Source organism: Streptomyces sp. NPDC058195 (assembly GCF_042883525.1).
GTDB lineage: Bacteria > Actinomycetota > Actinomycetes > Streptomycetales > Streptomycetaceae > Streptomyces.
This window is the reverse complement of sequence record NZ_JBHVVM010000007.1, coordinates 180,199-193,013: the sequence shown is the minus strand read 5'-3', so window position 1 is coordinate 193,013 and position 12,815 is coordinate 180,199. Positions and strand designations below refer to the sequence as shown.

13 protein-coding genes are annotated in these 12,815 nt (G+C 70.6%); 3 read left to right on the top strand and 10 right to left on the bottom strand.

The features are described from left to right. Nucleotides 1-93: 93 nt before the first annotated feature. Nucleotides 94-531 carry a hypothetical protein gene (locus ACFVWY_RS11825; protein WP_389870118.1) on the top strand — a complete coding sequence of 146 codons (438 nt, stop codon included), beginning with the start codon at nt 94-96 and terminating at the stop codon, nt 529-531. A 67-nt stretch (nt 532-598) separates the two neighbouring features. Here ACFVWY_RS11825 and mug read toward each other — a convergent pair whose 3' ends face one another. The 7 genes from mug to ACFVWY_RS11790 all read right to left on the bottom strand — a co-directional run bounded on the left by mug (nt 599) and on the right by ACFVWY_RS11790 (nt 8,347). After that, complete coding sequence (gene mug / locus ACFVWY_RS11820) at nt 599-1,162, bottom strand: G/U mismatch-specific DNA glycosylase (RefSeq protein WP_389870116.1); 564 nt, start codon at nt 1,160-1,162, stop codon at nt 599-601. Between the two features lie 21 nt (nt 1,163-1,183). Continuing rightward, complete coding sequence (gene purB, locus ACFVWY_RS11815) at nt 1,184-2,626, bottom strand: adenylosuccinate lyase (protein WP_389870114.1); 1,443 nt, start codon at nt 2,624-2,626, stop codon at nt 1,184-1,186. Nucleotides 2,627-3,715: 1,089 nt separating this feature from the next. Beyond that, nucleotides 3,716-4,564, bottom strand: coding sequence for an SGNH/GDSL hydrolase family protein (locus ACFVWY_RS11810; protein ID WP_389870111.1), 849 nt, complete (start codon nt 4,562-4,564; stop codon nt 3,716-3,718). Nucleotides 4,565-4,671: 107 nt separating this feature from the next. Then, a complete protein-coding gene (locus ACFVWY_RS11805) occupies nt 4,672-5,691 on the bottom strand; it encodes a hemolysin family protein (protein ID WP_389870109.1) in 1,020 nt (339 codons plus the stop codon). Continuing rightward, on the bottom strand, nt 5,688-7,025 hold the full coding sequence (locus ACFVWY_RS11800) for a hemolysin family protein (RefSeq protein WP_389870107.1): 1,338 nt from the start codon (nt 7,023-7,025) through the stop codon (nt 5,688-5,690). Before ACFVWY_RS11800 ends, ACFVWY_RS11805 begins: the two co-directional genes overlap by 4 nt. 275 nt (nt 7,026-7,300) lie before the next feature. Continuing rightward, nucleotides 7,301-7,726 (bottom strand): GNAT family N-acetyltransferase, encoded by a 426-nt coding sequence (locus ACFVWY_RS11795; protein ID WP_389870105.1) that lies wholly within the window; start codon nt 7,724-7,726, stop codon nt 7,301-7,303. 111 nt (nt 7,727-7,837) lie between these two features. Further along, entirely contained in the window at nt 7,838-8,347 is a 510-nt protein-coding gene (locus ACFVWY_RS11790) for a transglycosylase SLT domain-containing protein (RefSeq protein WP_389870102.1), read from the bottom strand. 450 nt (nt 8,348-8,797) lie between these two features. Between ACFVWY_RS11790 and ACFVWY_RS11785 the strand changes: the two genes are divergently transcribed. Together ACFVWY_RS11785 and ACFVWY_RS11780 are read left to right on the top strand one after the other, a co-directional pair. Further along, nucleotides 8,798-9,025 (top strand): antitoxin, encoded by a 228-nt coding sequence (locus ACFVWY_RS11785; RefSeq protein ID WP_093551072.1) that lies wholly within the window; start codon nt 8,798-8,800, stop codon nt 9,023-9,025. Beyond that, complete coding sequence (locus ACFVWY_RS11780) at nt 9,022-9,393, top strand: fic family toxin-antitoxin system, toxin component (RefSeq protein ID WP_093551070.1); 372 nt, start codon at nt 9,022-9,024, stop codon at nt 9,391-9,393. The genes ACFVWY_RS11785 and ACFVWY_RS11780 overlap by 4 nt, the downstream gene beginning before the upstream one ends. A 182-nt stretch (nt 9,394-9,575) precedes the next feature. On the opposite strand, the gene bioD is transcribed toward ACFVWY_RS11780, so the two are convergent. Genes bioD through bioB form a run of 3 tightly spaced genes read right to left on the bottom strand, consistent with a single transcriptional unit; the run spans nt 9,576 to nt 12,721 of the window. Continuing rightward, nucleotides 9,576-10,256 carry a dethiobiotin synthase gene (bioD, locus tag ACFVWY_RS11775; protein WP_389870100.1) on the bottom strand — a complete coding sequence of 227 codons (681 nt, stop codon included), beginning with the start codon at nt 10,254-10,256 and terminating at the stop codon, nt 9,576-9,578. Nucleotide 10,257: 1 nt separating this feature from the next. After that, nucleotides 10,258-11,562, bottom strand: a complete 1,305-nt coding sequence (locus ACFVWY_RS11770; protein WP_389870097.1) for an adenosylmethionine--8-amino-7-oxononanoate transaminase — start codon at nt 11,560-11,562, stop codon at nt 10,258-10,260. Continuing rightward, nucleotides 11,555-12,721 (bottom strand): biotin synthase BioB, encoded by a 1,167-nt coding sequence (gene bioB, locus ACFVWY_RS11765; protein ID WP_389870094.1) that lies wholly within the window; start codon nt 12,719-12,721, stop codon nt 11,555-11,557. The genes ACFVWY_RS11770 and bioB overlap by 8 nt, the downstream gene beginning before the upstream one ends. Nucleotides 12,722-12,815: the final 94 nt, after the last annotated feature.

The following is a 12,815-nucleotide window of genomic DNA, read 5'->3' as shown; positions in this document are numbered from 1 at the left end:
GACCGCCGCAGCGCCCTTACTGCACACGGCAGCTGAGGTCATCTCAATCCCGAGCGGGAGAGGCTTGTCAGTGCCGGACGGTTTACTGGCGGCATGACCACCGCACATCACCTCCGCCTCATCGAAGCGATGCGTACCGCGGAGTTTCCCGCGGAACGCATCCGGTCCGGCTCGGGAACCAGCGGACCGGGCTATCACAGGATGTCGCTGCACGCGGATGTCGATCACTGGGACGAGGACGAGGTGCGCGGACTGGAGCACCGCGCGCAGTGCCTGGCAGAGCATGACGCACTGCTGGTTCTGCTCACCGGACACTGGGGCGAGCCGCAGATGATCAGCCTGTGGAGTGCCCAGGAGCGGATGGCCACCGGGGAGGAGACCCCGGAGGCATGGGCCGAGACGGTTGCGGGGTGCGAGTACCTCCAGTTGTGGAGGATCGAGGACCGGTGGGTGGCTCTTGGGCTCTGCCTGGAGGAAGACGGGCCCGGTTGCGAGCTGTGCGTGGTGGTGACGGAGATCGATCCACCGTGAAACCAGAGGCGGCGGTTCGTCGCCGGGAAGGAGGAAACGGAACACCAGGGCCCGCGGGCAGGGGACTTCAGGGTGCTTCGGGGGTGGAAGCGGTGTCCTGCTCGACACGGGCGAGCAAGCGACCATACTCCTCCGCCATGGTCTGAACGGTCCAGTGAGCGTTCAGACCACTGGGATTGGGCAGGACCCAGACACGCGCGCCGCCGATCGTGTGGTCCTGCGGACCGATCCGCGCGGTGCGCCTGCCGAAGGCTGTGCGGTAGGCCGTGACGCCCACGATCGCCAGCCACTGCGGCCGCAGACTCTCAACCTTGGCCGCGAGGATTCTCCCGCCCTCCCGGTACTCCTCGTCGGACAGCTCGTCCGCGCGAGCGGTGACCCGGGCGACCACATTGGTGATGCCGAGACCGTGTCGCAGCAGTTCGGTCTGCTCGGCGGGATTCAACTGACGGGGGGTGAAGCCGGACCGATGGAGAACAGGCCAGAAACGATTGCCGGGGTGGGCGAAGTGGTGGCCAGTGGCCCCTGTCGTCAGGCTCGGATTGATTCCGCAGAACAGCACACGCAGGCCGCCCGTGACCACATCGGGAACGGTGCGGTCACGGGCGGCCTGGCGCTCTTCGGGCGTCATCCGGTGAGAGGGAAGAGGCCGTCAGAGGATGGAGCCCGGGGCGTACGCGGCGGCTTCGGGGTGCTGCTTGATGATCTCCTCGATGCGCGAGACCACCGAGGTGACCTGGTTGCCGGCCGCACCGGTGAAGGAGAGTTTGTCGGCCATCAGCGCGTCGAGCTGCGCCCGGTCCAGCGGGATGCGGTCATCGGCGGCGAGCTTGTCGAGCAGCTCATTGCGCTCGGCGCCCTGTTCCCGCATGGCCAGGGCCGAGGCCACCGCGTTCTCCTTGATCGCCTCGTGGGCGACCTCGCGGCCGACGCCCGCGCGCACCGCGCCCATGAGGACCTTGGTCGTGGCGAGGAACGGCAGGTAGCGGTCCAGCTCACGGGCGACGACGGCGGGGAACGCGCCGAATTCGTCGAGCACCGTCAGGAACGTTTCCAGCAGACCGTCGAAGGCGAAGAAGGCGTCCGGGAGCGCCACCCGGCGGACCACGGAGCAGGACACGTCGCCCTCGTTCCACTGGTCTCCGGCCAGCTCGCCGGTCATCGACGCGTAGCCACGGAGGATCACCATCAGGCCGTTGACACGCTCGCAGGAGCGGGTGTTCATCTTGTGCGGCATCGCCGACGAGCCGACCTGGCCCGGCTTGAAGCCCTCGGTCACCAGCTCGTGCCCGGCCATCAGCCGGATCGTCTTGGCCACCGACGAAGGCGCGGCGGCCAACTGGACCAGCGCGGTGACCACGTCGTAGTCGAGGGAACGGGGGTAGACCTGACCGACCGAGGTGAAGGCCTGGGTGAAGCCGAGGTGCGCCGCGATGCGCTGTTCGAGGTCGGCGAGCTTGCCGGCGTCGCCGCCCAGCAGGTCCAGCATGTCCTGCGCGGTGCCCACGGGGCCCTTGATGCCCCGGAGCGGGTAGCGGGCCAGCAGATCCTCAAGCCGCCCATACGCCACCAGGAGCTCGTCGGCCGAGGTCGCGAAGCGCTTGCCGAGGGTGGTCGCCTGGGCGGCCACGTTGTGGGAGCGACCGGCCATGACGAGCTCGCGGTACTCGACCGCCAGCTTGCCGAGCCTGGCCAGGACCGCCACCGTGCGGTCACGCATCAGCTCCAGGGAGAGCCGGATCTGGAGCTGCTCGACGTTCTCCGTAAGGTCCCGCGAGGTCATGCCCTTGTGGACCTGCTCGTGGCCGGCGAGTGCGTTGAACTCCTCGATCCGGGCCTTGACGTCATGCCGGGTGACCTTCTCACGCTCAGCGATCGAGGCCAGGTCGACCTGGTCGACGACACGTTCGTAATCGGCCAGGGCGGCATCCGGCACCTCGATCCCGAGGTCCTTCTGAGCGCGCAGTACCGCCAGCCACAGCCGACGCTCCAGCTTCACCTTCTGCTCGGGGGACCAGAGGACGGCCAGCTCGGTGGAGGCATAGCGGCCGGCCAGGACATTGGGGATGCGAGGCTTCGCAGACACAGCAGTCACGTGTCCAGAGTTTACCTGCCGTCTGCAGCGGTTCTTCAGCGTCCGTCGCTGGTAAGGGCCTGGTCAGGGCGGCACCCTCGCTCGATGTGCGGAGTGCCGGCGGATCCTTGCCCGCCGTCCCGGCCCGCTCCCTGGTGCCAAGGGATCCGATGCAGCGGATCGGCGAGGTCGCCGGGATCGCGCCCGCGGGCGGCCGTGACCGTGAGCGCCCGGCCTCGACGGCGCCGGAATTCCGTTCCGCGGCTGTGTGCGTGGCCGACGTGCCGGGTCGGCCGGTGCCGGAGTCCGGATCATCGGAATCGTGCGGCCCCGCCGGATCCTCGCCGGTCCGTGTCTTTCCTGTCGCGCTGGCGAAGCGCTGGCCGTGGCCCCGGTGGACGCACAGCGGCTGGTCGCGGGTGCTGGTCCGGTCGTGGTGCACGGCCGGAGCCGGACCTGTTTCGCTGCTGTGGTCCGGGAGCGCGGCGTCCGTGCCCTCACCGGTGTCGTCGGATGAGGCTCACCTCCGGAAGGCGGTCACTCCCCGCAGGCAGGGAACACGCCAGCCGCAACGCAGGGCGGGGTTGGCCACCGCCCGGCCGTCGGCCGCGACGGAATGTACCTGTGGCCCCGTCTCCCGCACCGCACCGCACGGCACCGCAGCCCACCCGCCGAACCGTGTCCGGGGATCACACCCGGCCGTGTGGGAAATCGCCTGAGCAGGTTCACGCGGTCCGTGCCGCAGATCCTCGTACCGGCGCACCCGACGACGGCACCGCCGTGGGTCACGAGTCGCGCTGCGGGCCGGTGCCGCAATGTGGCGGGGCCCGGTCCCAGTAGGACGGGAGCGGGTGAGACATCCCCCCATGTGACGCGGACGGCGACGCCAGCCCGGCCGGACGTTGCCGGACACCATGTCTCTCCGTCACTTTCCGGCCACGGCCGGAAAGCCCCAGGCGCCGCCGCCTCTGGTCCGGCCGAAGCGTCGGCCGGGCAAGGTCCGGTGTGCCAGTCGTCTGGTTCCGGGCAGCGGCTCATGCCCCGCACCACCCGAGTCGGACATCGGGCGGCGGCGGGCAGCGCCGGTGTGACGGCCCGTGCGCGAAGGCGCTACGAGGAGGGCGTCGGGTCGACGCGGCGCCAGGCCGCCACGGGGCCGGGAGCGTCGCCGTCCTCAGGGGTGACCCAGAACGCCCGGCCCAGCTCGGAGCTGTACTGGGCTCCCGTACGTCCGTCCCCGGAGGAACGGCCGGTCAGCCGACGCCCGATCCACGGAATCAGGTGCTGACGGGCGAAACGGGCATCCTCGACGCGCCGGGTGGCCCACCCGGGCGGCACGGCGGCTGGCAACGGGGTCCGCCAGTCGCTCTCCGGCGGCAGCCCCAGCGCCTGCCAGACCGCCTCTGCCACCCTGCTGTGGCCGTCGGCCGTCAGGTGCAGCCGGTCGACGTCCCACAGCCGGGGATCTCCCAGCGCCGGTGCTCCGTACAGGTCGACGACCACCGCCCCGTGCCGGGCCGCCAAGTCGTCGACCAGGGAGAAAAGCTCCTCCATCCGCGGACGGAAACGCTCCATCACCGGTCCGTTGCGCCCTGGGCTCCGCATGAGCACGAGCGTTCCGCACGAGGGCGCGAGACGCTCCACCGCCTCTTCGAGGCGTCCGCGGACCATGCCCATGTCGCACTTGGGCCGCAGAGTGTCGTTGAGTCCGCCGACGAGCGTGACGACATCGGCGCGCATGGCCGCGGCCGCGTCGACCTGTTCGTCGACGATCTGGGCGATCAGCTTGCCCCGCACGGCGAGGTTCGCGTAGCGGAACCCCGGTTCGCGGGCGGCGAGCCGCCCGGCGAGCACATCGGCCCAGCCGCGGTACGACCCGTCGGGCAGGACGTCGGACATTCCCTCGGTGAACGAGTCGCCGACCGCGACAAGACTGGTGTAGGAGGCATTCATTTCCATGGCGGAGCGATCGTATCGCGGTGGGCCGGGTCTCTTCCGGGGCACGCACCCGCCCGTCGGGCCGACGGGCGCGACCGGGATACGTCCGGCCGCGCCCATGCCACTCGTCAGCGGGCCTTCGGGCGCCCCACCAGCTCGCGCAGGACATCCTCCATGGTGACCATTCCGGCCAGCCGGCCGTCCTCGTCGAGCACCGCCGCCAGGTGCGTACGACTGCGCCGCAGCGCGGTCAGCACGTCGTCGAGCGGGGTTCCCGCCCGGACCCGTGCGATGGGCCGCATCGCGGTCACCGGGAAGGGCACATCGCGCGGCGTGGCGTCGAGGGCGTCCTTCACATGGAGATAGCCCAGTATCCGTCCCTCGCCGTCCATCACCGGGAAACGCGAGAAGCCGGTCTCGTACGAGAGGCGCTCCAGCTGCTCCGGAGTGGTTCCGATCCTGGCGTACGTGACCCGGTCCACCGGCATCGCCACGTCGCGCACCGGGCGGCGGCCCAGTTCGAGGGCGTGACGCAGGCGCTCGGCCGAGCGGTCGTCGACGAGCCCGGCGTCACCCGCGTCCGTCACCAGCCGGGCCAGTTCGTCGTCGGAGAACGTGGCGGACACCTCGCCCCTGACCTCGACCCGGAGGATCTTGAGCAGGGCGTTGGCGAAGGCGTTGATCGCGAAGATCACCGGCCGCAGCGCCCTGGCCAGGGCCACCAGCGGCGGCCCGAGCAGCAGCGCGGCGCGCACCGGCTCGGCCAGCGCGATGTTCTTCGGCACCATCTCGCCGAGCAGCATGTGCAGATAGGTCGCCACGCTCAGCGCGATCACGAACGAGATCGGATGGATCAGACCGTGCGGCACGCCCACCACGTCGAAGACGGGCTCCAGCAGATGCGCGATGGCCGGTTCGGCGACGATGCCGAGCACCAGCGTGCAGAGCGTGATGCCGAGCTGCGCGGCCGCGAGCAGGGCCGATACATGCTTGAGGCCCCAGATCACGCTGCGCGCGCGACGGTCCCCGGCCTCGGCGGCGGGTTCGACCTGGCTGCGGCGTACGGAGATCAGCGCGAACTCCGCCCCGACGAAGAAGGCGTTGACGACCAGGGTCATCAGTCCGATGAGGAGCTGGACGGCGATCATCGTGCGTCCTCCGTCCGCTCGTCGTCACCGGGAAGTGGCGCGTGCAGCAGGGCCCGCGCGGCGCGGTGCCCGGACGCGTCGACCACGTCGATCCGCCAGCCCGCCAGTTCCACGGTGTCACCCACGGCGGGGATACGGCCGACATCGGTGGCGATGAGCCCGGCCAGTGTCTCGTACGGTCCGTCCGGCACCCGTAGCCCGATCGTCTTCAGCTGGTCGATGCGGGCGGCACCGTCGGCCGACCACAGGGTCCGCCCGTCGGTGTCCTCGCCGGCCGGAACGAGATCCGCGGTTTCGTGAGGATCGTGCTCGTCGCGCACCTCGCCGACGACCTCCTCGACGATGTCCTCCAGCGTCACGACTCCGGCGGTGCCGCCGTACTCGTCGATGACGACGGCCATGGCGAGCTTTCCGGACAGCCGGTCCAGGAGCCGGTCCACCGTGAGGGTCTCCGGGACCAGCAGGGGTTCGCGCAGCATCTCCGAGACGCGGGTACGGGGTCGCTGCTCGGCGGGGATGGCGAGCACGTCCTTGATGTGCGCCACCCCGACGACGGTGTCCAGATTGCCGAGGTACACGGGGAAACGGGACAGGCCCGTCGCCCGGGTGGCGTTCGCGACGTCCTCGGCCGTGGCCTGCGCCTCCAGGGCGGTGACCTGGACCCGTGGCGTCATCACGTTCTCCGCGGTCAGCTCAGTCAGGTTCAGGGTGCGGACGAACAGCTCTGCCGTGTCCGCCTCCAGGGCGCCTTCCTTCGCGCTGTGCCGCGCCAGCGCAGCCAGCTCCTGGGGGCTGCGCGCGGAGGCCAGCTCCTCGGCCGGCTCCAGGCCCATGCGGCGCAGGATCCGGTTGGCGGTGTTGTTGAGGTGGCTGATGAAGGGGCGGAAGACCGCGGTGAAGATCCGCTGCGGGGTGGCCACGGCCTTCGCCACGGCGAGCGGAGAGGAGATCGCCCAGTTCTTCGGGACGAGCTCGCCGACGATCATCAGGAAGACGGTGGACAGCGCCGTGCCCAGGACGAGCGCGACCGAGGAGGCCACGCTCGGGGAGAGTCCGAGCGCTTCCACGGGGCCGCGGATGAGCTTGGCGATGGACGGTTCGGAGAGCATGCCGACCACCAGGTTGGTGACGGTGATGCCGAGCTGTGCGCCGGAGAGCTGGAAGGTGAGGCTGCGTACGGCCTTCATGGCGCTGGCGGCGCCCCGTTCACCCCGCTCGACGGCCCGTTCCAGCTGGCCGCGCTCGACCGTCGTCAGCGAGAACTCGGCCGCGACGAAGGCGCCGCAGGCCAGGGAGAGCAGTACGGCCACGAGCAGCAGGAGCACTTCGGTCATCGGTTCACCTCCGTCCCATGATCGGGCAGGGACAGGAGGACCGCTCGGTGCCGGCTATGTCGACTGGGAGGCTCGCCCATGGGCGGACGCTCACACCTTTCGGAAGGATCGGACAGGGAACACCCATAGTAAAGGATCGGCAAAGTCCGCTGATCTTCCCGTGGCCGCCCAGTCCCGGCGTTCTGCCCGGTCCCGGCGTTCCGCCCAGTCCCGGTGTTCCGCCCGGTCCCGGTGTTCCGCCCGGTCCCGGTGTTCCGCCCGGTCCGGAGTGCGGCTCACCCGGTGAGTGGCTTGACCCAGCGCCGCCAGTGGTCCTCGCGCCGGTAGCCGTTCGCGTCCCAGGCGCGGTGCGCGCGCTCATTGGCCTCCAGGACCATGGCGTCGACGCGTCGCCCGCCGAGGGCGAGGAAGCGCCGTTCGGCCGCTTGTGCCAGGGCGGTGGCGATGCCCTCGCGGCGGCAGTCGGGATGTACGGCCAGTCGGTAGGCCGAGCACCGCCAGCCGTCGAAGCCCGCTATGACGGTTCCCACGAGGAGGCCGTCGCGCTCCGCCAGGAGCAGGGCCTCGGGATCCCGGCCGATGAGCCGGGTCACCCCGTCGTGGTCGTCGCTGATGCTCGTTCCCTCTGCGGCTTCGCGCCAGAAGTCCAGTACGGCGTCGATGTCGCCAAGGTCGGCGTGGCGGATGCGGAGATCGCTCATGGGCCGACCCAAGCAGAGTGGGGACCGGCCGGGCGAGCGTGTTCCGCGTGGTGGACGGTCCGCCGCGGTGCGGACGCGTCGTGGTGGAGCGTGCCGGTACGGATACCCGGATCAGTAAGCCGAGTTGACGTTGTCGATCGAGCCGTAGCGGTTGGCGGCGTAGTTGGCGGCGGCGGTGATGTTGGCGACCGGGTCGGTGAGGTCGTGGGCCGTGCCGGCGACGTGGTAGGCGTTGAAGGTCGGCTGGATGACCTGCAGCAGGCCCTTGGACGGGGTGCCGTTCTGGGCGTTGACGTCCCAGCCGTTCTCGGCGTTGGGGTTGCCGCTGGACTCGCGCATGATGTTGCGGTGCAGGCCCTCGTAGCTGCCGGGGATGCCCTTGGCCTTCATGATGTCCAGGGATTCCTTGATCCAGCCGTCGAGGTTGTTCGCGTACGCCGTGCCGGTCTGCTGGCCCTGGGCGTCACTGGCCGTGACCGCGACGGCGGTCTGCTTGGTCTCCGCGGCGTGTGCGGAGGCGGGGGTCAGGGTGAGGGCTGCGGCAGCCGCGGCGGTGGTGGTGAGGGCGGTGATGGCCAGGTTGCGGATGCGGCTGGAGCGGTTCAGGGCGCGAGCAGTCATGCGGAAGTAACTCCTGTGGGTGGAATGAGACCGCCCGGGTGCCGGTGGTGGCGGTGGGGCGGGATCCGCGAGATGCGGGACGAGGCGGGTGGGTCCGGTGGTGTGTCCGGGCCTGCCGTGGCTCCCCGTGATGACAACCATGGTTAGCGGCGGTCCGGCCAGGGGTCAACGATGTGACGTACTACCCGAATACGGAGCAATGTCCGAAATGCTCTGTTTCGGAGTGGTTTTCCCGTGCTTGCCGCGGCCCCGGCATCTACTAACCAGCCCAGTATGTGATCTAGGCCCTATGGGTGGCATCACATCCACCGGGCCGTTTCGGGCCTGTCGGCGGCCCGCTGGAGGCCGCGCCGAGTGCTCTTCCGTGCCCGGCTCCGGGCCCCGGACTCCGTGTGCGGGGCGCCCGGCCTCCTCTTGCCGCTGCTAGCGCCCTGGCGCTAGCGTGGTGAGGTGCCCAAGACCCAGCTGAACGTGAGAGTGGACGAGGCCACCGCCGAGGCCGCGCGGCAACGCGCGCTGCAGAGGGGGATGAGCGTGAACCGCTACATAGAAGAGCTCGTACGGCAGGACGCGGGCGAGGTCGGACACACCTTCGTCGAGGCAGCGGCCGATTTCATGAAGCAGTACGAGTCGGTGTTCGCCGAGGAGTTCGGCCCGGAGCGCAAAGGCACGCGTTGAACCTGCAGATCGACCTTTCCTGGCTGCTCATGGTCGCTGAGCACAAGACCCCCGGTGATCCGCAGGTCGTCGACTGGGGAGCGCTCGTCGCCGCGGTGGCCCGTCATGAGGCCGAGATCTTCGGCAGCCCCGTGTACAGCGACCCGCACTCCCGGGCCGCGGCGCTCCTTCAGCTGCTGCTCCACGTTCCCGCGCTCGAACACTCCAACGCGATGTTCTCCTCGGCCGTCGCGTACGGGTACCTCGTGGCCTCCGGACTCAAGGTCATCACCTCGCCTGAGCAGGTCCGGGACCTGGCCAGGCTGGTGAAGGAGGGCAAGGCCGACGTACGGGCCATCGCCGACGAGCTCCGCCAGTGGAGCCTGTGACCTGCGGCAGCCGTGCGGGCCGCGCCTTCCATGCGGTCCGCACTCCCTGTGATGCCGCGCCTTCCACGCGGTCCGCACTCACGCGTGATGCCGCGCTTTCCACGCGGTCCGCATCTCCCGTGAGGCCGCACTGCTGGTGATGCCGCGCCTGCGCCGGGCCCTCCCCGCCCCGGCGGCCCGGGTCAGCGATCCCCGCCCAGGTCCGCCGCGAGCCAGCTCCGTGCCCGCGCCCGGAAGTCCGCGGGGTCCAGCGCCCCCGCACCGGCTGGCACCGCACCCAGCAACGGGGCGCCCGTCACCACGGGAAGGTCCGCCAGATTGCAGCGCGCCGCGAGATCCGGCTCGGCGGGCATGCTGCCCACCACCACGCCCCGGCACTCCAGCCCCCGGGCCCGCAAGGCCTCCGCGGTCAGCGCCGCGGTGTTGAGCGTGCCCAGCCCGGCGGGCGTCACGACCAGCACCGGGGCGGCCAGCAGGCGGGCGGCGTCGGCGAGGGTCGAGCCCCCGTCGTCGAACCGGACGAGCAGCCCGCCCGCGCCCTCGATCAGGACCAGGTCGTGCTCGACCGCCAGCTTGAGCGCCGCGTCGGCGACCTCGTGCGGGCCTACCGGCGGGAGACCGGACCTGCGGGCGGCGGTCGCCGGGGCCAGGGGCTCGGGGAAGCGGGCCAGCTCAAGAGCCGTGACATGGTCACCGGCCAGCCGCGCCACCTCGTCGGCGTCCCCCGGTTCGCCGGGGGCCAGGCCGGTCTGGGCCGGTTTGAGCACCGCGACGCGGCGGTCCGCGTGCGCCGCGGCCACGGCCGCCGTCACGATCGTCTTGCCGATCTCGGTGCCCGTGCCGGTCACCACCAGAATCGTCATCTCATCCCTCCCGCGCGGCCGCGCACACGGCACGGCAGATCCGCGCCACGTCCTCGTCACCCGTCACATACGGCGGCATGGTGTACACCAGGTCGCGGAACGGCCGGAGCCACACCCCTTCCCGTATCGCGGCCCGGGTCGCGGCCGCCATGTCCACCTCGTGATCGAGCTGTACGACGCCGATCGCGCCCAGCACCCGTACGTCCCGCACCCCGGGCAGCCCGGACGCCGGGGCGAGACCCTCGCGCAGCCCCGCTCCGACGCGCTTCACCTCATGCTCCCAGTCCTGGCCGAGCAGCAGGTCGATCGAGGCACACGCCACCGAGGCGGCGAGCGGATTGCCCATGAACGTCGGGCCGTGCGCGAGCACCGGCACCTCGCCCCGCGAGATGCCCTCCGCCACCCGGGAGGTGCACAGCGTCGCCGCCATCGTCAGATAGCCGCCGGTCAACGCCTTGCCCACACACATCACATCGGGCGCGACCCCGGAGTGTTCCGCGGCGAACAGCTTTCCGGTCCGGCCGAAACCCGTGGCGATCTCGTCGAACACCAGCAGCACGTCGTGCGCGTCGCACGCCTCGCGCAGCACCCGCAGATACGCGGGGGAGTGGAACCGCATCCCGCCCGCACCCTGCACCACCGGCTCCACGATCACCGCCGCCAGCCGGTCGGCATGCTCGGCGATCAGCTCCCGCAGATGCCGTACGTAGGCGGCGTCCGGCTCCGCGTCGAAGCCGGAAGGCGGCTCGCTGGCGAAGACCTGACGGGGCAGGACGCCCGACCAGAGCTCGTGCATACCGCCCTCGGGGTCGCACACCGACATCGGCTGCCAGGTGTCCCCGTGATAGCCGCCGCGCCAGGTCAGCAGCCGCTGCTTGGCGGGCCGACCGGCCGAACGCCAGTACTGCAGGCACATCTTGACCGCGACCTCGACGGAGACCGACCCCGAGTCGGAGAGGAAGACGTGCCGCAGTGGTTCCGGGGTGATCGCGACCAGCCGGGTGGCCAGCCGCACGGCGGGCTCATGGGTGAGGCCGCCGAACATCACATGGCTCATCCGGTCCAGCTGCTCGTGGGCCGCCTCGTTGAGGACCGGATGGTTGTAGCCGTGTACCGCGGACCACCAGGACGACATGCCGTCGATCAACTCGGTCCGGCCATGGGCTGGTTCGGCCAGCCTGAGCCGTACCCCGGACGCGGACTCCACGACCAGCGGATCCTGACGCCCCGGCATCGGGCCGTACGGATGCCAGACATGGGCCCGGTCCAGGGAGCGCAACTCGGCAGGGGAGAGCGCGTCAGGCATTGGGGGCGAGATCCGTTCCCGCGCCGCGACGGCGGACCGCCACCAGTCCGGCGCGCGCGGCCGGTACGTCGGCGGGCCCGGCCGGGTCCGCCTCCGGCGTGTCACCGCAGGGGGCGCATCCGCCGTCGTGTGATCCGCACGGGCCGCCCTGCTCCGCCCGGTGCGCGGGCAGCGTCGTCGTGCCCGCCCCCTCCACCTCGAAACCGGCGTCCGCGATCATGTCCAGATCCGCCTGACCGGCCTGGCCCTCGCTGGTGAGGTAGTCGCCCAGGAAGATCGAGTTCACCAGGTGCAGGGCCAGCGGCTGCATCGAGCGCAGATGCACCTCGCGTCCGCCCGCGAGCCGCACCTCCACGTCCGGGCAGACGAACCGGACCATCGCCAGAATCCGCAGACAGCGCTGCGGGGTGAGGTTCCACTCCTTGGCCAGCGGCGTTCCCTCGAACGGGATCAGGAAGTTCACCGGTACCGAGTCCGGGTCCAGTTCGCGCAGCGAGAAGACGACGTCGACCAGGTCGGCGTCGCTCTCGCCCATGCCCGCGATCAGCCCGGAACACGCCGAGAGCCCGGCGGACTGGGCCTGGTGCACGGTCGCCACCCGGTCGGCGTAGGTGTGGGTGGTGGTGATGTCCCCGTACGTTGCCTCGGACGTGTTGAGGTTGTGGTTGTACGCGTCGGCACCCGCCGACCGCAGCCGTTCGGCCTGGCCGTCGGAGAGCAGGCCGAGGCAGGCGCACACCTCGACGCCCTCGTTCTGTTCCTTGATCGCTTCGATGGTCTGCGAGACCCGGTCGACGTCGCGGTCCGTGGGGCCGCGTCCGCTCGCCACCAGGCACACCCGCTTGGCCCCGCCCGCAACTCCGGCGGCGGCCGCCTTCGAAGCCTCATCGGGCTTCAGCCAGGTGTACTTGAGGATCTCGGCCTTCGAACCGAGCCGCTGCGAGCAGTACGAGCAGTCCTCGGGGCACAGGCCGGACTTGAGATTGACCAGGTAGTTCAGTTTCACGCGCCGCCCGAACCACTGACGGCGTACCTTCCCGGCCGCGGCCACCACTTCGAGCAGGTCGTCGTCCGGGGTCGCCAGCACGGCGAGGGCTTCTTCACGGGTCGGCGGCTCGCGCCGCAGGCCCTTGTCCACCAGCGTGGTCAGGAGGTCCATGGCGAAGATCCTGTCCTACACAGGTCCCGCAGCCAAGGAGGAACCGGACAACACTACCTGTCGAGGGTGTGTGTATTGCCACACCATGACCGGA

Excerpts from the sequence above, each read along its gene's own strand:
- ACFVWY_RS11810 (WP_389870111.1), bottom strand. The coding sequence starts at position 4,564 with ATGGAAATGAATGCCTCCTACACCAGTCTTGTCGCGGTCGGCGACTCG.
- bioB (WP_389870094.1), bottom strand. The coding sequence starts at position 12,721 with ATGGACCTCCTGACCACGCTGGTGGACAAGGGCCTGCGGCGCGAGCCG.
- ACFVWY_RS11825 (WP_389870118.1), top strand. The coding sequence starts at position 94 with ATGACCACCGCACATCACCTCCGCCTCATCGAAGCGATGCGTACCGCG.
- ACFVWY_RS11800 (WP_389870107.1), bottom strand. The coding sequence starts at position 7,025 with ATGACCGAAGTGCTCCTGCTGCTCGTGGCCGTACTGCTCTCCCTGGCC.
- ACFVWY_RS11770 (WP_389870097.1), bottom strand. The coding sequence starts at position 11,562 with ATGCCTGACGCGCTCTCCCCTGCCGAGTTGCGCTCCCTGGACCGGGCC.
- ACFVWY_RS11790 (WP_389870102.1), bottom strand. The coding sequence starts at position 8,347 with ATGACTGCTCGCGCCCTGAACCGCTCCAGCCGCATCCGCAACCTGGCC.
- bioD (WP_389870100.1), bottom strand. The coding sequence starts at position 10,256 with ATGACGATTCTGGTGGTGACCGGCACGGGCACCGAGATCGGCAAGACG.
- ACFVWY_RS11805 (WP_389870109.1), bottom strand. The coding sequence starts at position 5,691 with ATGATCGCCGTCCAGCTCCTCATCGGACTGATGACCCTGGTCGTCAAC.
- mug (WP_389870116.1), bottom strand. The coding sequence starts at position 1,162 with ATGACGCCCGAAGAGCGCCAGGCCGCCCGTGACCGCACCGTTCCCGAT.
- ACFVWY_RS11795 (WP_389870105.1), bottom strand. The coding sequence starts at position 7,726 with ATGAGCGATCTCCGCATCCGCCACGCCGACCTTGGCGACATCGACGCC.